Annotated in this window: 23 protein-coding genes; 15 read left to right on the top strand and 8 right to left on the bottom strand. The window is 46.2% G+C overall.

All coding sequences use genetic code 11. The features are described from left to right. Positions 1–38: 38 nt before the first annotated feature. The 8 genes from AZI86_RS00665 (at position 39) to AZI86_RS00630 (ending at position 8,979) form a co-directional block, all read left to right on the top strand. Positions 39–2,432, top strand: a complete 2,394-nt coding sequence (locus tag AZI86_RS00665) for a transglycosylase SLT domain-containing protein (protein WP_061833168.1) — start codon at positions 39–41, stop codon at positions 2,430–2,432. After that, the gene (locus AZI86_RS00660) at positions 2,429–3,361 is read left to right on the top strand and encodes an ABC transporter permease (protein WP_253715516.1); all 933 of its coding nucleotides are present in this window, start codon (positions 2,429–2,431) and stop codon (positions 3,359–3,361) included. The genes AZI86_RS00665 and AZI86_RS00660 overlap by 4 nt, the downstream gene beginning before the upstream one ends. Continuing rightward, the gene (locus AZI86_RS00655) at positions 3,358–4,167 is read left to right on the top strand and encodes an ABC transporter permease (RefSeq protein ID WP_061833167.1); all 810 of its coding nucleotides are present in this window, start codon (positions 3,358–3,360) and stop codon (positions 4,165–4,167) included. The genes AZI86_RS00660 and AZI86_RS00655 overlap by 4 nt, the downstream gene beginning before the upstream one ends. Positions 4,168–4,261: 94 nt before the next feature. Continuing rightward, positions 4,262–4,663: a response regulator gene (locus AZI86_RS00650; RefSeq protein WP_061833166.1), complete on the top strand. Its 402-nt coding sequence runs from the start codon at positions 4,262–4,264 to the stop codon at positions 4,661–4,663. Position 4,664: 1 nt separating this feature from the next. Next, positions 4,665–6,083, top strand: a complete 1,419-nt coding sequence (locus tag AZI86_RS00645) for a sensor histidine kinase (protein WP_061833165.1) — start codon at positions 4,665–4,667, stop codon at positions 6,081–6,083. A 154-nt stretch (positions 6,084–6,237) separates the two neighbouring features. Then, positions 6,238–7,446 carry a peptidoglycan DD-metalloendopeptidase family protein gene (locus AZI86_RS00640; RefSeq protein ID WP_081111734.1) on the top strand — a complete coding sequence of 403 codons (1,209 nt, stop codon included), beginning with the start codon at positions 6,238–6,240 and terminating at the stop codon, positions 7,444–7,446. Between the two features lie 119 nt (positions 7,447–7,565). Further along, entirely contained in the window at positions 7,566–8,441 is an 876-nt protein-coding gene (locus tag AZI86_RS00635; RefSeq protein WP_081111733.1) for an SH3 domain-containing protein, read from the top strand. A gap of 1 nt (position 8,442) precedes the next feature. Continuing rightward, positions 8,443–8,979 (top strand): hypothetical protein, encoded by a 537-nt coding sequence (locus tag AZI86_RS00630; protein ID WP_061833162.1) that lies wholly within the window; start codon positions 8,443–8,445, stop codon positions 8,977–8,979. Between the two features lie 21 nt (positions 8,980–9,000). Here AZI86_RS00630 and AZI86_RS00625 read toward each other — a convergent pair whose 3' ends face one another. The 5 genes from AZI86_RS00625 to AZI86_RS00605 form a co-directional block, all read right to left on the bottom strand. Then, on the bottom strand, positions 9,001–10,464 hold the full coding sequence (locus AZI86_RS00625) for an amidase (protein ID WP_061833161.1): 1,464 nt from the start codon (positions 10,462–10,464) through the stop codon (positions 9,001–9,003). Between the two features lie 123 nt (positions 10,465–10,587). Further along, positions 10,588–11,688: a redox-regulated ATPase YchF gene (gene ychF, locus AZI86_RS00620; RefSeq protein WP_061833160.1), complete on the bottom strand. Its 1,101-nt coding sequence runs from the start codon at positions 11,686–11,688 to the stop codon at positions 10,588–10,590. A 46-nt stretch (positions 11,689–11,734) separates the two neighbouring features. Beyond that, the gene (gene pth, locus AZI86_RS00615) at positions 11,735–12,298 is read right to left on the bottom strand and encodes an aminoacyl-tRNA hydrolase (protein ID WP_061833159.1); all 564 of its coding nucleotides are present in this window, start codon (positions 12,296–12,298) and stop codon (positions 11,735–11,737) included. 132 nt (positions 12,299–12,430) lie between these two features. After that, positions 12,431–13,081, bottom strand: coding sequence for a 50S ribosomal protein L25 (locus tag AZI86_RS00610; protein ID WP_061833158.1), 651 nt, complete (start codon positions 13,079–13,081; stop codon positions 12,431–12,433). A 117-nt stretch (positions 13,082–13,198) separates the two neighbouring features. Further along, positions 13,199–14,143, bottom strand: coding sequence for a ribose-phosphate diphosphokinase (locus AZI86_RS00605; RefSeq protein WP_172798005.1), 945 nt, complete (start codon positions 14,141–14,143; stop codon positions 13,199–13,201). Between the two features lie 232 nt (positions 14,144–14,375). Here AZI86_RS00605 and AZI86_RS19480 point away from each other — a divergent pair, with 232 nt between their 5' ends. The 3 genes from AZI86_RS19480 (at position 14,376) to AZI86_RS00590 (ending at position 16,250) form a co-directional block, all read left to right on the top strand. Then, positions 14,376–14,660, top strand: coding sequence for a type II toxin-antitoxin system RelE family toxin (locus AZI86_RS19480; protein WP_081111732.1), 285 nt, complete (start codon positions 14,376–14,378; stop codon positions 14,658–14,660). Then, a complete protein-coding gene (locus tag AZI86_RS00595) occupies positions 14,647–14,961 on the top strand; it encodes a helix-turn-helix domain-containing protein (RefSeq protein WP_061833156.1) in 315 nt (104 codons plus the stop codon). Before AZI86_RS19480 ends, AZI86_RS00595 begins: the two co-directional genes overlap by 14 nt. Positions 14,962–15,074: 113 nt before the next feature. After that, positions 15,075–16,250, top strand: coding sequence for a patatin-like phospholipase family protein (locus AZI86_RS00590; RefSeq protein ID WP_061833155.1), 1,176 nt, complete (start codon positions 15,075–15,077; stop codon positions 16,248–16,250). Positions 16,251–16,254: 4 nt separating this feature from the next. Here AZI86_RS00590 and rdgB read toward each other — a convergent pair whose 3' ends face one another. Further along, positions 16,255–16,845: an RdgB/HAM1 family non-canonical purine NTP pyrophosphatase gene (rdgB, locus tag AZI86_RS00585; protein ID WP_061833154.1), complete on the bottom strand. Its 591-nt coding sequence runs from the start codon at positions 16,843–16,845 to the stop codon at positions 16,255–16,257. Between the two features lie 9 nt (positions 16,846–16,854). After that, a complete protein-coding gene (gene rph, locus AZI86_RS00580) occupies positions 16,855–17,586 on the bottom strand; it encodes a ribonuclease PH (protein WP_061833153.1) in 732 nt (243 codons plus the stop codon). A 220-nt stretch (positions 17,587–17,806) separates the two neighbouring features. Between rph and AZI86_RS00575 the strand changes: the two genes are divergently transcribed. From AZI86_RS00575 to AZI86_RS00560, 4 genes are all read left to right on the top strand, one after another. Further along, positions 17,807–18,256: a hypothetical protein gene (locus AZI86_RS00575; protein ID WP_061833152.1), complete on the top strand. Its 450-nt coding sequence runs from the start codon at positions 17,807–17,809 to the stop codon at positions 18,254–18,256. Between the two features lie 154 nt (positions 18,257–18,410). Further along, entirely contained in the window at positions 18,411–18,773 is a 363-nt protein-coding gene (locus AZI86_RS00570) for a helix-turn-helix domain-containing protein (protein ID WP_061833151.1), read from the top strand. Next, positions 18,718–19,326, top strand: a complete 609-nt coding sequence (locus tag AZI86_RS00565; protein WP_157684584.1) for a hypothetical protein — start codon at positions 18,718–18,720, stop codon at positions 19,324–19,326. The genes AZI86_RS00570 and AZI86_RS00565 overlap by 56 nt, the downstream gene beginning before the upstream one ends. Continuing rightward, positions 19,323–19,706 (top strand): hypothetical protein, encoded by a 384-nt coding sequence (locus AZI86_RS00560; protein WP_061833149.1) that lies wholly within the window; start codon positions 19,323–19,325, stop codon positions 19,704–19,706. Before AZI86_RS00565 ends, AZI86_RS00560 begins: the two co-directional genes overlap by 4 nt. Before the next feature lie 3 nt (positions 19,707–19,709). Here AZI86_RS00560 and AZI86_RS00555 read toward each other — a convergent pair whose 3' ends face one another. Then, positions 19,710–20,489, bottom strand: a complete 780-nt coding sequence (locus tag AZI86_RS00555; RefSeq protein ID WP_061833148.1) for an N-acetylmuramoyl-L-alanine amidase family protein — start codon at positions 20,487–20,489, stop codon at positions 19,710–19,712. Between the last annotated feature and the right edge of the window lie 61 nt (positions 20,490–20,550).

The raw sequence follows: 20,550 nt of genomic DNA, 5'->3' as shown, positions 1-20,550 counted from the left end.
GGTATCATTGTTGGATGAGAGTTACAAGGATTGTACATATGAAGAAATCAGCACTGAAGTGCATCGTCATGTCTTTGCTTTTAGCGTCCACAGCCGGAGCTCAGAGCAGCAAGGAAACTTCGAAGGATAAGAACTTAGATTCGTTTAAAAACGCTTTAGGGCAGTATCGCGCCGAAAAATATGCGGAAGCGATTCCTCTTTTTGAATCTATGCTTAAAGACCCGGGGTCTCTAGAAGAGTACGTGCGTTTTTATCTAGCTGAGTCATATATGAAGACTCAAAAAATCGATGAAGCCGAAAAAGAGCTAAAAAAGGTTTTAGATCTTTCACCAAATGTGAAGATGTCTATTGAAGCCAGCAACTTGCTGGGTCAAGTGGCTTTAGAAAAGAAGAATTATAAACTGGCATTGACGCATTTCAAAAAATTAGAAAAGCGCACGCGTAATACCGAAGACTATCCCGAGGTGATCTATAATTTGGCTTTAGCTGAAAAAGGGATGAATCACCACGGGCCAAAATGTAAATCTTTAGTAAAGCTTTACGAACGTTATCCGAACTTTGCCAAAGTTTCGGACTGGGGTGTGGACTTAGCTAAAAATGAATTCGACGGAAAGCCTACGGACTGCCAAGCTACGACTGAGGATTTCCGCACGCGTGTTCGTTATCTTCTTTGGGCGGGACTGGATCAAAAAGCCCAAGGGGAGATCAATGTTTTAAAAGAGAAACTAGCTAAAACGGACAAATACTCTGCTGATAAATTGCAGGCGCAGTTCTTCTTACAAGAAGGCGAGATGGCTAAGGCCGTGGCTCTTTTAAAGCCGTACTATGAAAACAAAAAAAGAGATTTTGATTATTTGATTTTGTTTGGTTCCGCCGCCGCACGCGCCGGTGAAGTGCAGTTGGCCGTGGGATCTTATTATTCCGCGTACAAATTAAGCCCGCGTTCAAAAACGGGTCGTCAAGCTTTGTATCAGTCCGCTTTTTTAAGCTATCAGTTCCAAGATTATGATGGGGCCGCTCGCCGTTTCCAAGAGTTCATGAAAGTGTATCCCAAGTCGGGATTAAATCGCGATGCTCAGTGGCACCTATCATGGCTAAAGTATCTTAAAGGTGACTATCAAGGTGCTTATAAAGATTTTGCGGCGATGAGCACGCAAAAAAGAAAAAATCAAAGAGGTTGGAAGTCCTTCCCTCAAGATCGCGTATCTTATTGGATGGCGATGAGCCTTTTCCGCCAAGGCAAAGTTGAGCCGGCCAAAGCCATCATGGGTAAACTTTCAAAAGATCCTTTGTTAGGTTATTACGCTATTGCCGCCCAAGCTCGTCTCAAAAAGATGGAAGAGTTTAAAGCCACTCCCAAACTTTTGCAGACCTCTTTGCCGGTGCAGCCGCGTGTGATCTCAAGATTTTCAGCCAGTGAGTTCTTAATGCCAGCCTATGCCGCGGATTATACCGGTGATGAATCGGAATCTGAAGACACGCTGATTCTGACCCAATATTCTGCCGATGACGAAAAGGGCGAAAATGAAGAAGCTGAATCTGAAGACAATCCTGATTTAAAATCAGTGGAAGTCGCCGAAGGTGAGGACGCTCCTTCTTCTGAAGCCCCGGAAGTGCAAACGTCTTTTGCGAGTCCGTTACTTGCCAAACGTTTTGAGCGCGCCCGCACGATGAGTCAGTTAGGTGAAATGGATTGGGTGCGCTGGGACCTTTATGATATCGAACGCAAAACATCGAATCGTGAATACTTAAAAACTTTGATGTCCGAATACAGCCTGGCGGAAAACTTCAATCGCTCGTCATATATTGCCCAAATTACTTTTGGCAGCCAGCGTGCCGCCCAAGGTTTAGAAGCAGGGAAGTCGCTTTGGGAAGCGGCTTATCCGAAAGCCTATTCTCAGTATGTCGATAAATACACGAAAAGCTATTCGGTTCCTCAAGAACTCGTGTGGGGTATCATGCGTGCGGAAACCCAATACCGTCGCGATGCCATTTCACCCGTGGGTGCTTTGGGTTTGATGCAGGTGATGCCGTTTACGGGTCATAAAGTGGCCACTTTAGTGGGTGAAAAAGATTTTAAAGTTCCGATGTTGTTGCAGCCTGAGACTTCGGTGAAGTTTGGTTCTAAGTACTTAAAGCGTATGATGGATAAGTTTGATAATACGATCCCCCTTGTGGCGGCGGGATACAATGCGGGACCTCATCGCGTGAAAAACTGGTTGGTCAGTTTTGGTAACTTAGAAACAGATGAGTTTATTGAACATATTCCATTCTTAGAAACGCGCAATTACGTCAAGCGCGTGGTTTCAAATGCGTATGTTTATTCTCAACTTTATGGCAATAAAAAAGATCTCTTCCCTTATATGTCTGACACTTTGCCGGTGAAAATGCCGACAGAACTTGCAGGGAAAGAAAATTGGGATGACATTTGAACCAAGGTGTTTTGCGGTACGTGCTAGAAAAAATCTTTGAAACGTTAACGTCGCTGGTGTTCCTAGCGACGTTAACGTTTTTCCTGCTTAAGTTTTTACCTGGTGCTCCTTTTGATGAGGAACGAACTTTAGACCCCGCGGTTCAAGCTCAGCTGCGCCAAGAATGGCGCTTGGATGAGCCTTGGTATATTCAAGGTGCTTCTTATATCGCTTCCGTGGCGCAAGGAGATTTAGGTGTTTCGATGGCGCGCCCCGACCGCCGAGTGAGCGAGATCCTTTTTTTTAGCCTTAAAAACACGCTCACTTTAAATGCCATTGCGTTGCTCATTATTGTCCTGGGGGCGTTGATATTATCTGTTCTTACTATGCGCTATCGCGGGTCATGGTTTGAAGGGGCGACGGATCAAGTGCTTATTGCATTGATTGCGTTGCCAAGCTTATTTTGGGGTCCGCTTCTGATTTATTTTTTTGGATTTTATTTTAATCTTTTGCCCGTGGCCTTGCTTTTGACCCCATGGCATTACATTTTACCGGTGATCACTTTAAGTGCCAGGCCCCTGGCTTCACTGACCCGTCTTTTAAAGAATTCTTTAGAAGAGAACGAGCGCTTTGATTACGTGCGCACAGCGAAGGCCAAAGGTTTAAGTCCGTGGCGCGTCTTAATCCACCATGTATTAAGAAATTCAATGATCCCGTTTTTGAGCTATCTGGGACCGTTATGTGTTTCTATTCTTTCGGGCTCGGTTTTAGTAGAAATGCTTTTTGCCATTCCCGGATTAGGAACCGAGTTCTTGTCCGCGATCAATGATCGAGATTACACATTGATCGCGGGGGCGACATTTTTTTACGGTTTCTTTTTGATCACGATCAATTCGCTTTTAGATCTTTTAGTCAAAGTCATTGATCCCCGATTGCGAGAAAAAGCATGACAAAGATGTCTTTTAAGCTTGCGGTCAGTTTTTTAAGTATCCTTGTCATTTTGATGATGGTGTCTCCGTGGGTGGGGACAGATCCCTTACAACAGAACGTCGAACTTATTTTGCAAGGCCCCAGCCTGCAACATTGGTTTGGTACGGACACCTTGGGGCGCGACCTTTTTTCTCGCGTTTTATTGGGTGCAAGAATTTCTATTTTTGTGGGCGTGGTGTGCGCCATTGTCTCGGCCATTTTTGGTTTTATTTATGGCGCCATCGCCGGATGGAATGACGGTGGGGTGGATCGGGTCCTGATGCGGGTGTGTGATATCTTAATGGCCTTGCCCAGTTTTATTTTGGTGGCGGTGCTCTGTTTGTCACTCAACTTGCTTTTGCCTTTGGAAGAAGGCATCGCTAAAGCATTGATCAGTCTTTGCGTGGGCATCTGTGCGTCTCACTGGATGAGCATGGCGCGCGTCAGTCGGGGCATGGTGCAAGAAATTTTGCGCAAACCTTATATCGAAGCGGCGGAAGCCTTAGGCGCGACTCCGTGGCGCATCTTAAAACAACATGTCTTACCGAATATGTTAAGCACATTGCTGGTCATGATGGCCTTGCAGGTGCCAGCAAACATTCTGTATGAAAGCTTTATGAGCTTTATCGGCCTGGGCATTCATCCACCCTTCACCAGTTGGGGAATCCTAGTGCGCGAAGGGTGGAAGACCTTATCCAGCTTTCCCCACTTGATCTTATTTCCTTCGTTGATTCTTTTTTTAACGGTGTGGAGTGTCCACATTGTGGTTGATCGTTTACGTCACTAGTGGCCTCACAATCTGGGGACCCATTTTCTTTCAAAATAATAATTTGTTTTGTTTGCCAACCTCCTCTAATTGATTAGTAAGGGGTGGGGCCAATATGAAAAACGTTTTGGTGGTTGATGACGACGAGACGTACGTCTATCTGATAGAGCGGCAACTGCGTTCCATGGATAAGAACTTAACGATTAAAAGTTGCGGCAGTGGCAAAGAGGCGTTGGAATATCTTGAAGCTTTAAGTGTGGCCGAAAAGATAACTCCAGATTTGGTGATGCTTGATTTAAACATGCCTGTGATGGGCGGTTTTGATTTTTTAGAAGCCTTTGATAAAATCTGTAAAAAAAACTGCATTGCGGTGCCGCCCCCGGACATCTGGATTGTCACTTCCTCCGACGTCGAAGGGGACAAAGAAAGAGCCGGTGATTTTCCTTTTGCTCGGGGATATCTAGTAAAACCTATCGGTAAAAAAGATATCCAACATCTTCTGCAAACCGGGAGCTAACTTGTTTCAAGAAATTTTTGAATGTTCGCCCTTAGCGCTTATCTTGGTCGATTGTAATGGCAAGATGAAATACGTCAATCGCGAAGCAGAACGACTTTTTGGATATTCTAAAAACGACATGCAAAATCAGAACTTAGAGATGCTGGTACCCCATGAATCCCGTGACCGGCATCCTAAATTGCGAACGGGCTTTTTTGAAAATCCACAATCTCGTTCGATGGGGATGGGACGAGATCTTTTTGGTGTGCGTCGGGATGGGTCTAAGTTTCCTATTGAAGTTGGATTGAACCCGATTGTATCGGAAGGCGAAACGTATGTGGTAAGTTCCATTTTGGATATTACCTCTCGGGTGAAGGCCGAAGAAAAGTTCCGAACTGCCGTGGAGGCGGCCCCCAACGGCATGATCATGATCGATGAAAAGGGGGTCATCATATTAGCAAATGAACAAGCTGAAAGGATGTTCGGTTATACCAAGGCTGAACTCTTAGGACAGCCCATTGAGTTTTTAGTCCCTCTTGAAACTCGGGGACGTCACCCTGCATTTGTGAAATCATTTATGAACTCACCCGTGCCGCGGCCCATGGGCGTGGGGCGAGATCTTTTTGCTCGTCGTAAAGATGGCAGTCAATTTCCCGTCGAAATTGGTTTACGGCCTTTTGCCGGCCCCGAAGGAATTTTTGTCATCAGTTCTATTGTGGATATCACCGAGCGCGTGAAAGACCGTCAGCGGTTGATGTCCCGTAATGAAGAATTACAGCAGTTTTCGTACCGCACTTCACACGATCTTAAAGCGCCTTTGATTTCGATGCGGGGGCTCGCGGAATTTATTTTGGAGGATGCGGCGAACGGCGATATCGCGGAAGTAAAAAAAAACGCAGAAAAAATCATCAAGCTTTCAGATAAGTTAAAGTCATTGCTTGAAGATATTTTATCTCTTACGAAGGCAGACCATATCGAAGAGCCGGCCGTAGAAATTTCCGTAGCCGAGGTGATATCTACCGCACGGCTGAAATTCCAGGGCCTGGCAAAAGATCATGATATTGAAATTCGAGAGATGCTGGCGCACTCAAAACCTCTGAAATCTCAGCCCTTGTTATTTACACAGATTTTAGACAATCTTCTTTCCAACGCAATTAAGTATGTTGATTACAAAAAACCGACCCAACTCGTTTGTGTCAGAACTTACAGTGATGATCACCATTTTTATATTCAGGTCGAAGATAATGGTTTAGGTATTCCCGCTGAAAAACAAACGGAAGTTTTTGGAATGTTTAAACGTTTCCATAAAGAGAACACCGAAGGCAGTGGCTTAGGGCTTTATCTGGTTAAGAAGCTAGTACAGAAACTCAACGGCACCATCACGTTTGAAAGCTCTCCAGAGAAGACCGTGTTTTTTATATCTTTGCCTAATCGGGGATAAAAGGAGCTGGGTTTGGTTTTACACTTGTCAAAGTCTTGGACATATTCAAATCCCTTTAAAAGGGATGCGCGCAGTTAAACCCATAAATTAAGAACATGAAACGATTTGAGACGCTTTGACCAACTTGGCTCACCCCTTGCTTTGTTAAGCTCTTATGAGAAAGCTTCTTTCTATATTTATTATTCCTCTGCTGTTTGGCGTGTTGGGTATGATCCCTCAAGCCCAAGCTGCGATAGAAGCTGGTGATCCATTCTTAATTGATGCTCCTCGCGGTATTAACGTCAGAAAAAAACCTAATGCCAAACGTATTGGGGCCATTCCTAATGGTCATACGGTATTTGCGACGGGACCGGCGCGATTGCATTCGACGGGACGTGCGGGTAAGCAATACTGGTTGCCCATCCGTTATCAAAATGAATCTAATGAATGGCGTAATGGTTGGATTTACATGCGCTATGCAACCTCCAGTGACACGACGGAAAATCGCGCCACCGTGGTAAAAAGTGCTGAAACCGATGGCGTGGAGCAAGCTCTTCAACAACGACCTACTTTCATCATGGAACGCATGTACCCTGAAATCGAATCCATGCGTCTTACCGTGAACGTAAACACGCGGGCTCGGTTGCGTGCTTCTCCATCGTTTCAAGGTCGCATTTTAGACGGCATTCCGAATGATGCTGAGGTTCAGGTTATTGGTCAGCCCTCAGGACAATGGGTGCCGGTGCGTGTGACCGCGACGGGACAAAAAGGTTGGATGCATGTGACTGGATTAGAAAACGAAGGCAGTTTAAATCCACTAGAGCTGGCGGACCGTAATCCGGTTTCAGCAAATGATGCAAAGAAAGAAATTGATGAATACGCCCAACAGGTAAAAACCGAAGGCCGCGCGGAAGAAGTTTGTACGACTTGCCAAAATCAAGGTCAGTTACAAAAGCTTCCAGTCGGCAAAACAGGATATAGCTTTCCCGTGAACGCAGCCATTCGCTCTCGCTTCGGGGGTCGTAAGGACCCATTTACGGGGCGGACCTCAAATCACGGTGGCGTTGATTTTGCCGTCCGTTCGGGAACATCTGTGGGTGCCATTCGTTCTGGGACCGTGGTTCAAGTAAAGAACTCTTGCCGCACGGGCGATAAGCGCTGTGGCGGCGGTTGGGGCAATCACGTGATCGTTGATCACGGAAATGGTGTAAGAAGCGTTTATGCCCATCTTAGCAGCGCCAATGTTCGCGTTGGCAGCCATGTAGGTCTAGGTACCACGATTGGTAAGTCGGGCAGTACGGGACGCTCTACCGGTCCCCATCTGCATCTGGAAATGCACGTCAATGGGACGAAAGTAAATCCTCTTAAATACATCTCAAAATAAGATTGTCAGCGCAAATCGTCGCGACTCACGGGTGATACGTGAAAGCTGGACACTTGAAGCGTATGTACAGCCATTCATTGCAAATGAGGGCGGCATACTTCATGCTTTAGAAATACAACATGAATATACAAATGCGCGATCTCATTATGAAACACCTTCTTACTCTTCTTATTGGACTGATGGGATCGGTTGCGTTCGCGCAAGGACCCCGCACTGGCGAAGCCAAAGCCGGGGTGAACTTCCGTTCGGGCCCAGGTATGAATTATCGTGTTATCAGTGGAGTTCCCAAGGGTGATTTTTTTGATATTCTTGGAACCCGTGGTTCGTGGACTAAAGTTCAATTAAGCACGGGTCAAAAAGGTTATATCCACAGCAAGTATGTAGGCGAACGCGCTGATTCGGCTGAAGGTGGATATTGTGAGGAGTGCGGCAGTGGTGATTCCCGCGTAAGTAAAGATGATCATCCGCAAACTCAAGCGCAAAACGTTTTGAATATTGTAAATCCCGCGAGTGGATTTGGAAATTGCATCACTAATAAAATCGTTTCTGCGGCAAAATGGGTTCATAAAAATAAATACGGTGGACGTCGTAAAGGTAAAGGAAAATGCCAGTACGCGATTCGCCAGTCATTAAACCGCGCTGGAGTTTGGCCGGGTGGTGGTTACGGGAATGCGAAAGACACTATTCCAACCATGACCAAAATGGGTTTTAAAAATATTTATAAGCCAGGCATGACTCCGAAAGATGCGCCAGCCGGTTCAATCCTCGTTTACGGTCCGAAATTAAAAGGGGCTCGTTGCAAGCAAAGTCTTGGAAACGTTTACGGCCACATCGAACTAAAGGTGAATAATAACTCTTGGCTTTACGATGGAAATCCGGAATTTAATATCCAACAAGCTTACGGCGCGAAATGCCGCCCTTTAAAAGGCATTATGATTATGGGCAACTCGTGTCCGACGTGCTCTAAAAAATTGAAAAACGCTTGCGGAGGCTAAGATGAAAAAATGGACTTTGATCATTATGGCCATTATTTTTGTTCTTGGTGCCATTCCATTTGCCGAAGCTCAAAATAAAGCGCCTAAATCAGCCGCCGCCGAGCCCGCGGAGCCACCAGTAGCGAAAAACTGGAAAGAAAGCAAAGCCGCGCTTAATGCCTTGGCCGTTAAATTCCGTGATGCCAAACTGACGAAAGAACAAAAGGTAGAACTTTTGCCAGCTTCGAATAATCTTTTATATGACACTCAGCAATTAAAGCTTAGCAAAGCGGAAAAAGCCGAACAAATCAAAGTGATCGTGGATTTTTTAGCCGCGACGATTGACACGGATTTTGCGAATTCAAATACGGATTCGGTGTACGACGACTTCAAGGTGAACAAGAAAGCTTATTTGGCGGAAATCAATAAAATCACAGATAAAAAAATCAAAGAAGAAATTATTGAAGCGTTTGATAGCTGGGCGGATCTTGAAAAAGAGGCAAAAAAAGGACCGACTCCAGACGACGAATCTGCATCTGTCCCCGAAGCCCAGCATTAAGAGGCCACATCAATAATTCTGTTAAATTCCTGTGGGCGGCACCCAGCCGCCAAAGATTGATTCTAAAAACTCTGCACAACTCAATGTTAAATGATCTTTGCCGTAGGGCCCGATGATCTGAACTCCCAAGGGCAAACCATCCGGAGTCAGTCCTGTTGGTACCACTGATGCGGGATGCCCCGTGGTGGTAAAAATCGCCGTATAAATAAAATCAAAAGGCGACCACAGCGGCGCACGATGCTTTGGCGCTACGCGCGGGTGAGGTGGTAATAACAAAAGCCCTTCAGGTCCCAGTTTTTCATCTAATTCTAAGCGCATTTTTTCTAGCGCCGCGAGTTCTTCTGAAAGATCTTTTTTGCCTAAGTCAAAAGCCTCAGATGCAGCGACAAAAAGATTCGGCAAAGTGTAATCACCACGTCCCAAAGCGATTTTTAAAAACTCGGCGCCAAAAGAAAAAGATTCGCTTTGGCCTTTTAGGGTTTGAAAGAAACTTTTATTGCGAGTCGAGCTTAAGGCGGCAAACCACAGTTCGGTCGCGCGCACAAAAAATCTTGGATCGAGTTCTTCAACGTCCGCTCCGAGTTCTTCAAAAAGCTTTCCGCAGTTGCGCACGACTTGGGAAAGTTCATTATCAGTCCCGCGCGCTAAATGAAAAGAAGGGGATGGGCAAATAAGAATTTTTCTGCCGGCCCATTCTTGGGTCATCTCTTCTAGATCCGCCGGCACCGTCGCCGGATCTAAGGGGTCTGCTCCCATCATCACTTTCATCATGGCGTACAGATCAGCACTTTTACGTGCCATGGGGCCGCTTGAAGTAAACGGATACTTTTCGTCGGCTAAGTTTGTAAATCCGTCTTTGGTATAGGGAAAGTGACCCGTTAGGGGCAAGTACTTACGTGAAGGCTTGTGACCCGCAATCCCGCAAAAAAATGCGGGCATGCGGATGCTGCCGCCGATATCGCTGCCAATACCCATCGGCGAAGCGCCAGCACCAATCAGCGCCCCTTCACCACCACTGCTGCCACCACATGTGCGAGTCAGATCATAGGGGTTATTGGTACGACCATAGACGGGATTGAAAGTTTCAAACCAAAATCCCAATTCAGGGACGTTGGTGCTTCCCATGGGGTTCGCGCCGGCCTCTTTCAGGCGGGATAAAATCGTCGCATCATAGTCACTGACCGAGTGGCGACGATGAATGCTGCCCCCAGTTCGGCGCATGCCTTCATAGGCGAACATTTCTTTTACGGTCATGGGGACGCCAAAAAACAGCGGCAAGCGTGAGTTATTCTTAGTAAGTTCTTCGGTCTGTTTTTCCGCCGTCGCTCGCGCGCGCTCGAAATCCTTTTCGACCATGGCGTTTAATTGGGGATTTACTTCTTCGATGCGCGCAATATGCGTTTCTAAAACTTCCGAAGGAGAGACTTCTTTTTTAGAGATTTTAGCGGCTAATTCCAGCGCAGAAAGCTTTAATAACTCATTCATGTGAACTCCAAAGGTTTGGCGAGAATGGGTCGGCGGCGAGGTGAAGTCCGAGGGACGGACATTTTCACCACCGCTTGACTCATTGCAGAACCGATGCGGTGGTGAAGTGGGGCAACGTAAATACTAAACGTTGAAACGGAAGAAAAGAATATCACCGTCCTTTACGACGTACTCTTTACCTTCCACGCGGTATTTACCAGCGTCTTTAACGGCTTGTTCAGATTTGTAATTGAAAAGGTCTTCGCAGTGATAAGTTTCAGCGCGGATAAATCCTTTTTCAAAATCAGTATGAATGACGCCAGCGGCTTGTGGAGCTTTCGTGTTGGCCCGGATCGTCCAAGCACGAACTTCTTTTTCACCAGCGGTGAAGTAAGTCTGTAAGCCCAAAAGCGTGTAAGCTTCGCGGATCAAACGATTTAAGCCGGGCTCTTCAGCGCCGAGGGCGGCTAAGAAATCAGCGCGATCTTCAGGTGGCAATAAAGCAATCTCTGCTTCCATCGCCGAACAGATCATGATGGTTTTGTTGTTTTCTTCGGCCGCACGCGCGATCACAGCTTTTGTCCAATCATTGCCGCCAGCGGCGAAATCAGAATCAGAAACGTTCATCGCGTAAAGAACGGGCTTTGCTGTTAGCAAATGCATTTCTTTTAACAAAGGCATTTCGAATTCATCCAAAGTGACTGAACGTGCTGGTAAACCCTTACCCAACGCTTCTTGAACTTTTTTAGCCACTTCCACTTCGGCTTTTAGTTTTTTATCAGTGGAGTTCTTCGCTTGTTTTTCGATACGTTGCAGGCGTTTTTCAACCGAATCAAGATCGGCAAGCAAAAGCTCGGTGTTGATGATTTCAATATCGCGAATGGGATCTACGGATCCGGCTACGTGCACGATATTAGGGTCATCAAAACAACGAACCACGTGAACGATCGCGTCTGTTTGACGGATGTGTGAAAGAAATTGGTTTCCTAAACCTTCCCCTTGGGAAGCCCCTTTGACGATACCAGCGATATCCACGAATTCCATCGTCGTCGGAATCACTTTTTGAGGTTTGATGAACGTCGTGATTTTATCCATGCGGGGATCTGGAACTGTGACTACGCCCACGTTAGGATCAATCGTACAGAAAGGGTAGTTCGCGGCTTCCGCTTTAGCTGAAGTTAAAGCGTTGAATAGCGTACTTTTACCAACGTTTGGAAGACCAACGATACCGACTTGTAATGCCATAGGCACCCCTTAAGAAAAACGAATTAAAATAGCAGCTAAATCTAGCTTACCCGTTGAATTTTGTCGAAGCTTTTTGAACTCCGTCGAGGATAATGCTTTCGACGGCATCGATGCCCTTGTTAAGGAAATCGGGCATTTTCTCAAATTCTTCTTTGCTAAACTTCCCTAAAACGTAATCAGCGACATTGTGCTGAGGATTTTCAGGTCGTCCTACACCCAGTTTAAGGCGGGTGTAGTCCATGGTGCCCATAAGTCCAGAAATGCTTTTGATCCCGTTATGGCCGCCATGACCGCGGTTTTTATGAATTTTCATTTGATTAAAAGGCTGATCGATATCGTCATGAATGACAATAAGGTGATCCAAAGGAATTTTATAAAAGCCCATCAGGGGTTGCACGGACTCACCCGACAGATTCATGTACGTCTGCGGTTTGCAGAAAATCAGTTGATGCTCTTTCCATTTTACTTGAGCGATTTCGGCCTTAAATTGATTTTTAATCGGCGGATTGCCCAAGCCTTGCATGAAATAATCAATGGCCATAAAGCCAATGTTATGACGAGTGAGTTTGTATTCACCACCAGGATTTCCAAGACCAACAATCAACCACATAACTAAGCCTTTAATAGAAAAGGCAGCTGGCGCTGCCTTTTAACGGTCCCGAGGTTTTGATTATTTTCATCGGGACTTTTGATTTTCTTTTTAGCGAAGGTCTTTAGGACCCTCGCTAAAGCGAGCGTCAAATTACTTTTTAGCTGGAGCTTTTGCAGCAGCAGCAGCTGGAGCGGCAGCCGCAGCGGCAGGAGCAGCAGCCGCAGCTGGAGCTGCAACAACTTCTTCTTCTTGCGTGTTAACAACGGCGATAGTTTGTTCTGCGCCCGTGATGATTTTTGTAGAACCAGTCACTTTAAGATCAGAAACGTGAAGAGCATCGCCAACGCCTAGGTTAGAAACGTCTGCAGAGATGAACTCTGGGATGTCTGTTGGAAGAACTTCAACCTCAACAGAACGAAGAACGACGTTCAATAGACCGCCTTCAGACAAACCAATTGGTTTACCTTCAAGACGAACCTCAACGTTAACGCGAACTGATTTTTTAAGATCAAGAGCAAAGAAGTCAACGTGTTGTGGGCGACGTGAAAGAGGGTGTACGTCTACGGATTTGATAAGAACAACGATACCGTTGGCGTTCTTAACGGGGCTTTTCAATGTGAAAAGAGCATTTTCGTAAGCGCGAGTGTTGAATTTTACGATTTCTTTTTCACCCACTGCTACGTTGATAGGCTCAACGGCGCCATAGATAACCGCAGGCACTTGGCGATTTGTGCGAAGAGTGCGGCTGTTGTGTTTACCGATTTCACGAGCTTGTACATCAAGTTCGATTCTGTTTTTCATGTTTTTTCCCTCTAGTCCAATAGAAAGGTTGTTAATAAAGTTTCGCCTTTCGGCGAATTGAGTTACTGCTTCAGCTCCGGCGCCCGAAGGCGCCTGCGCTCTGCCGGCGTCCGCCGTTTAATCAAACAACGAGCTGACAGAGTCATTCCCGTGGATTCTCTTAATTGCTTCGGCCAAAACGGGCGCTACGGAAACAACTTCGATTTTTCCACATTTCGCCCCGGCTTCCGATAACGGAATCGTGTCGGTGACCCATACTTTTTCAATAGGGCTTTCCTTCAAACGAGAGATCGCAGGGCCGGATAAAACGGCATGCGTAGCTACGGCGAACACACGTTTTGCACCATTTTTTATGAGGCTGTCAACCGCTTGTGTAAGAGTTCCCGCCGTATCAATCATGTCATCCACGATCACGGCGGTTTTACCCGTAACATCCCCAATTAAATGCAAGGCTTTTGCCTCATTAGGGCCGGAACGGCGTTTATCGATAATGGCAATGGAGGCATTGATTCTTTTGGCAAAAGCACGGGTTCTTTCAACGCCACCAGCGTCTGGACTCACCGCGACAAATTCAGCGCCCTCGCCATGGGTTTCACGCCAAGCCCGAGATAAAGTCGGAATGGCGAACAAATGGTCCACCGGAACATTGAAAAATCCTTGGATTTGGGCGGCATGCAGATCGACCGAAACCACCCGGTCCGCGCCGGCCGTCGTGATCAGATCGGCCATAAGCTTGGCTGAGATCGGGGCCCGCGGAGCGACTTTACGATCCTGGCGAGCATACCCGAAATAGGGGATGACTGCCGTGATCGAAGCCGCCGAGGCTCTGCGTAAGGCGTCGAGCATCACGAAAAGCTCCATATAGCTTTGGTTCACCGGAGGACATGTACTTTGTACAACAAAGACATGTTGTCCACGAACGCTCTCGTGAATTTCAACTTGTATTTCGCCGTCAGCAAAAGTGCTGACTTCGCAGTAGCCAAGCTCGATACCGGCAGCTTGAGCCACTTGTTTTGCTAAATTGGGATTGGAATTGGCTGTAAAGATTTTTAGGCCCTTCATCACTCGTGAGTCTCCTAGAGTTAAAAGTGCAGTTTCGCAACGGTAACAAAGGGCTTTCTTATTTTCAAGCGGTCAGTGAAAAATGCCCGATTGGCTGCGTTGTCGAGGCTGTCTGGTCCGTTATTCGTTTTTAGTGGTTATTGTGATCGAAAATACGTGGGTTTTAGCCTGGTACCAGGATCGCAGGCGATATTTTGCATTATTGACTAAATATCACCTATGAGGTAATATTGTGATTTATGTTGTTGAGCTGTCTCGGACAGCGCAAAAGCAAGTTTCGAAGCTGCCGCATCATGTGCGGGATAACTTTCATCTTTGGGTTTTTGGAGTTCGAACCAAGGGCCTTGCAGAGATGAGGAAGATTTCTGGATACCACGATGAGCCGCTAGTGGGAGTTCACCGAAGGCAACGATCCATTCGATTAAATCGATCTTATCGAGCCATTTATGAGATAAAAGATAATGGCGAAATTGAATTTATAGAAATTATTGAGGTGAATAAACATGACTACCGCTAAAAGAAATGTCGATGCCTTAGAGTTTTTCGAAAAGTTATCAGGACCTATGACATTGGGCCGCGCAATTGCTGCTCTTCGCCTTAGTGATGAGAAAACCCAAGTTCAGTACGCTAAAAAGCTTGGAATTTCTCAAAACCATCTTTCCCAAATTGAAAAAGGTCTTAAGGTCGTAAGTGTAGAAAGAGCCAAGAAGTTTGCGAAAGCTTTAGGTCATTCTGAAATTGTTTTTGTGCAACTTGCGGTCCAAGACGAATTGGATCGCTTAGGCATAAAAATGAAAGTTCACCTGAAAATAGCCTGATCCTGCGGTTGTCTAGTCCATCGCCGTGTTAAATATTTGTATTTCAGCTGATACACGATTGCGAGATTTTCCCTCCAAGACAAGGCTTCTATAATCGGTATTGAGGTGCAAGTATGTCCCGCTTAGGTCTTGTGCTTTCAGGTGGAGGAGCTCGCGGAGCCTATCAGGCTGGCGTGCTTGCTGCTATTGCACATATCGCTCAAAAGATTCATGTGCGAGATCCTTTTCAAATTTATTCCGGCGTCAGTGCCGGCGCGATTAACGTCGGGATGCTTGCGGCCACGTCAGATGATTTTGTGACAAGTGCCACGCGCTTGGCTGATTCCTGGCGGGATATTGACAGTGATCAAATATTTTATGCCGACTTTATGGCGCTCTCGCGGGGTGGTTTGCAATGGATGACAGAGCTTTCCTTGGGTAGCTCGAAAAAAGATCAAGCCTTGCGTTCGCTCTTAAGTACCCAGCCCTTGCACGGGTATCTGTCGCAGAAATGCCATTTTGAAGAAATCGAAAAGAAAATTAAAAAAGGCACTTTACACGCCGTCGGCATTTCGGCCTTAGAATACGAAAGTATTTCGACCGTCACGTTTTTCCAAGGGGCCAAGGACTTGCACCCCTGGGAGCGCGGCATGCATCGCAGTGAGCGCGCCATTCTAGGGCCCGAACACATTATGGCTTCTTCGGCGATTCCATTGCTTTTTCCACCGATTAAAATCGGGGAGCGGTATTACGGTGATGGCTGCATCCGCAATCAGTCTCCCTGTGGGCCGGCGATTTATATGGGTGCGGAAAAATTAATCGCGATCGGTGTGCGCCGTCGGCAGGACACAAGTTTTAAGTATCATCATAACAAGGGCGAAGAAATTCCCACCGTATCTAGGGTGGCTGACGTATTAATGAACGCCGTGATGATGGACGGACTTGAGGCTGATGTGCAGCGACTTGATAACATCAACAAAAATTATCGTCTGCTGAGTGCTAAAGAACGCGCGCGCGTGGCTTTGCATGAAATAGAACATTTATGGATTTCACCGTCGGTGGATTTTGCCGAAATCGCATCAAAAAGAAAATCCGAACTGCCGCGTATGATCAGATATTTATTAAAAGGCCCTGGGTCTTTAGATGAGTCGGCTGAGATGATGAGCTATCTGCTTTTTACGCCCAGCTACTGTCGACAATTGATAGATATTGGATTTGCCGATGGCATGAAAGAAAAAGAGCGCATTGCCCAGATCTTAATGCCAAAAACAAAAAAATCCGCTTTGCGCCTGGAACATGATTTTCGTTAAATAACTAAACTTGAAGTTTAGCCAAAAACTGTTTGGTGGCTTGCGTACGGTGCGAATGTTGATTTTTGTATCCCGCACCCAGTTCCGCCAAAGTTTGGGTTTGTCCCTCGGGGATAAACACCGGGTCATAGCCAAAACCATGCAACCCAGCCGGTTTTGAAGCAATCGTGCCCTTCATTTCGCCCGTGAAAATCCATTCTTCACCAGTGGGGGTGTAAACCACCACGGAGGCCACAAATTTTGCATTGCGATTTTGCATGGGCTTTAAGGTCATCATTTTTAAAAGCTTAGAAACATTTTCGCTGTCTGAAGCTTTAGGCCCAGCATAACGAGCCGAATGAATTCCTGGTAAACCATTAAGTCCCTCAACCACAAGGCCAGAATCTTCACCTAAAACATAGGCGTTATTTTTCACCGCATGCAAAGTTTTAGCTTTAATACGGGCATTGTCTTCAAAGGTTTTGCCGTCTTCCGGGCGGGGAGTGAAGGACGCGATGTCACTTTGAGAAAAGATTTTTAAATCCGCAAGTTCGCGTAATAAAAGTTTATATTCTGAAAGTTTGCCTTTATTTCCGGTCGCAATCCAAAGTTCCATCTTTAAAACCTACTTTCCGGCCAAACGGTAAATTTCGCCCATCACGGCGGCTTGGTGAATGAAAAGCTCTTTACAGCCTTTTTCAGCCACATCCATCATCGCATTTAGCTGCTGACGCGAAAACGGAGTGTGTTCCGCTGTTCCTTGAACTTCCACAAATTGACCGCTACCGGTCATCACGAAATTCATATCAGTGCCAATGGCCGAGTCTTCTTCGTAATTTAAGTCCAAAAGAATGTTTTCGTTGTGAAGTCCCACGCTGATCGCTGAAACGTAATTTACTAACGGCATAGCTTTGATTTCGCTGACCGCTAAAAGTTTTTTACAAGCTAAAGCCAAAGCGACATAGCCGCCGGTCACGGAAGCCGTGCGAGTGCCGCCATCGGCGTTTAATACGTCACAGTCGACGATGATTTGACGTTCACCTAAAAGTTTTAAATTGACGGCGGCTCGCAAAGAGCGGCCAATCAAGCGAGAGATTTCTTGGGTGCGACCCCCGGTCATTGATTTTTCACGCTTAATACGAGTGTGTGTTGAGCGAGGAAGCATGCCGTACTCGGCCGTCACCCAGCCAGCGCCGGACCCCATCAACCATTGCGGAGCTTTGGGTTCGTAAGTGGCTGTGCACAAAACGCGAGTTCTGCCGAACTCGACAATGCAAGAACCTTCTGCATATTCAGAAACATTCGGGGTGATTTTAATTTCACGTAATTGATCAAAGAGACGTCCGTCAGTGCGCATGTATTATCCTTGTGTAATGCTCACAATCTAATGCTTGGTGGCCAAAGTGTCTATCATTTCTTAAACCGACATCGAGTCAAATCAGTGGTTTAGGCATTTTTCGTTATCGTTTTCGATTATTTTGCAGCTGCGTGTCTGCGTTTGTGAGTTCCATTTTTCGGGAATAAACCTTTCCTCACAAAGAAGAGAACAAACAAACCAACCTAATGGGAGAAGTAAAATGAAAGCACTAGTTCTAGTAATGGCTCTTTTCGGAGCTTCTGTAGCGATGGCAAAACCATGTGTTGAAGGTACAAAAGCGACTTTCACTCACCGTGACAACATCAACGACCAAACAGTGACCGAGTTCCGCGTTTGCAAAAACGGTTCTTACATGACGGATGCTGAACGTGCGGCTTACGTTCGCAATCCAGGTCCTGCTTGTAAAGAAGGTCAAACAACTTCTTTCACAGAGCGTGACAATGTTAACGACCAAAACGTCACTACACACCGTGTTTGTGTTAACGGCTCATACATGACGGCTGAAGAGCGCGCGGCTTACGTTCGCGTTCCAAAAAACCGTTGCAAAGAAGGCGCTCGTTTCCTTGACTCTTACCGTGATAATTCAACAGACAACACGGTTTATGTGTCTAAAGTTTGCCGCGCTGGCAAATGGGTCAAAGCAAACTAATTGATCGTTACCTGCAAAGTTCAATTATTAGCTTTTTGCAAAGAAAAGGGAGAAGCCACTTCTCCCTTTTCTATTTTCGATCTTAGGCAATTCTGCGATGGATTAGAAAATTTTACAGTTGTGTTTGCGAGTAAACATCGCTAATGGGTGTCGGATGAATCGAGAATCTTTTAAATCTCCTTCTAGGGGTGATGAGTTTATGGCGCGCGTGCGCGAGGCTTGTTCCTTAATGGGGATTCGTCAGAAAGATTTGGCCGACAGTTTGGATATCCAACCCAGCCAAATGAATCTTTACTTTCAAGGGAAGGTTGAGATGCGTTCCGACCGATTGCTCATGTTATTGGGTATTTTGGGCGTGGACGTGGAAGGAATGTTAGAAGAGCGTATCAAAGAACTGGGTGGTTCCGCTTTGAAAGCACCAGGGACTGAAAGTCGCATGTTAGCTACGATAGGACGACTTGATGAATACAAAAAACAATCCATCCTCCGAATCGTTAACGTCTTGGGGTCTAAGTAATATCCCCAGCACACTCGCTTTCGAGGGCCAGACGACAGAAGAAATTCTAGAGTCGACCAAAGAGATGATTCGCCAGAACTATCAGTTCTCGCTGTTTAGTATTTTGCCGGGACTTGCACCAGAAACCGAAGCGTTAAAAAAAGCGGCCAAAAAATTAGGAATTGATGAGGAAGCCTATCATGACTTCACGACACGTTTATTGCGTTCAGGGTTATGGCACTTGCGCGCTGACGGTCGCATAGAAACTCATTTCGAATTTTTAAGTCTGGGTGATATCTCCGTTAAAGACTACTTAGCCATGACCATCAGTATTATCGCGCATCTTTCCGATGCTAGATCGTATGAATACGACACGCTGTCGTTGGTGACAAGCCGTCAGCATATCCGACAGTTTGTTAGCAAGGTGAATAGCGCTTTGCGGGATTTACACGAAAACTCATTAACGACTCGCGAAGACAATGATGTCCTGTTCTCATGGACTCACACCGGCGTTATTGAAATGGAAATGAAAAAGAAAATGGCTCGTAACGCCGAAAAGGAAGACCTCACATGATCGCAAAGATCTTATTACCGATTTTATTGGTGATGTTTATTATTCCAAGCACATTCGCCCAAACAGTAGGTGGTGGGGGCTCTGGCGGGGGCGGACTTCGTCAGCGCGCTGCTTACGCGGCCCCACGTCGCTGCGTGGAAGGCCAACGCGCTAGTTTCACAGAACGTGATAATATCAACGACCAATCAGTCACCATCGTACGCACCTGTCAAAATGGCAGCTATTATGATTTGTCAGATTATGTTTACAATCCTAAATCGCGCTGTGCGGAGGGTCGTAAAGAGTTATGGCAAGAGCGCGACAACGCGAATGATCGCAACGTTTACCGCCGTGTGATTTGCACGAACGGTAAGTGGAAAGTCTACGACGAATATTATTAAGAATTAGTTCACGGTGATTTTTGCGGGAACTTTTTCGATCTTTTCTTTATAGCTCACGAGCGCAGAATAAATCTTCTGCGCTAAATCCTTCTGATAGTCCGCGTTTAAAAGTTTTTTGGCTTCACGCGGATTACTTAAAAAACCAATTTCAATTAAAACTGAAGGCATCGAAGTTTTAGAGATCACGTAAAACGGTGCTTGCTTGATGGCCGCATGGGTTGAGTCTTTGTCCTGGCGCCATACGCGTGTCAAAGTTTGGGTTAAACGCAAGCTGCTGTTGATGCGATTTTGTCGTTGCAAGTCTTCCACGATGGCGGCGACGTCGCCTTTTTTTGACAGATCATCGCCCCCTGAAATTTCATTGATTTCTTTGGCGTTGATCATCAACTGATTTTCTTGGCTGGCTAAAAAAAGACTTTCTTCATCGGGGGGTAAATGATTCTGAAAAAAGAACTCCACTCCTTTGGCTCGGGGGTCGGTGGCCGCGTTAGCGTGTAAGCTCACAAACAGTTCGGCTTTGACTTGTTCCGCCAACTTCACCCGAGCGGGCAGAGCCACCACGCGATCTGCGGTGCGGGTGATAGAGACCTTAAAGTCAGGATCTTGCTCTAACAAAGTTTTAAGACGTTGGGCGACTTTTAAAACCAGATCGGCTTCTTTGGCCGAACCATACACGGCTCCCGTATCGATGCCACCATGGCCAGGGTCTAACATGATATGCAATGCCCAAGCAGGTGAGGTGGTGACCAGGAAGCAAAAAAGAGTCTTTAAGATAAATGTCATGTCTTTACAGGTTAGGGAATGAAGGTCGTTTATGTCGAGTCCAGCAATGGGACATTGGTAA

Origin of the sequence: Bdellovibrio bacteriovorus (assembly GCF_001592735.1) — a bacterium.
In the GTDB taxonomy this organism is placed as follows: domain Bacteria; phylum Bdellovibrionota; class Bdellovibrionia; order Bdellovibrionales; family Bdellovibrionaceae; genus Bdellovibrio; species Bdellovibrio bacteriovorus_D.
The sequence above is the reverse complement of the archived record's forward strand: the minus strand, read 5'-3'. Positions and strand labels throughout refer to the sequence as shown.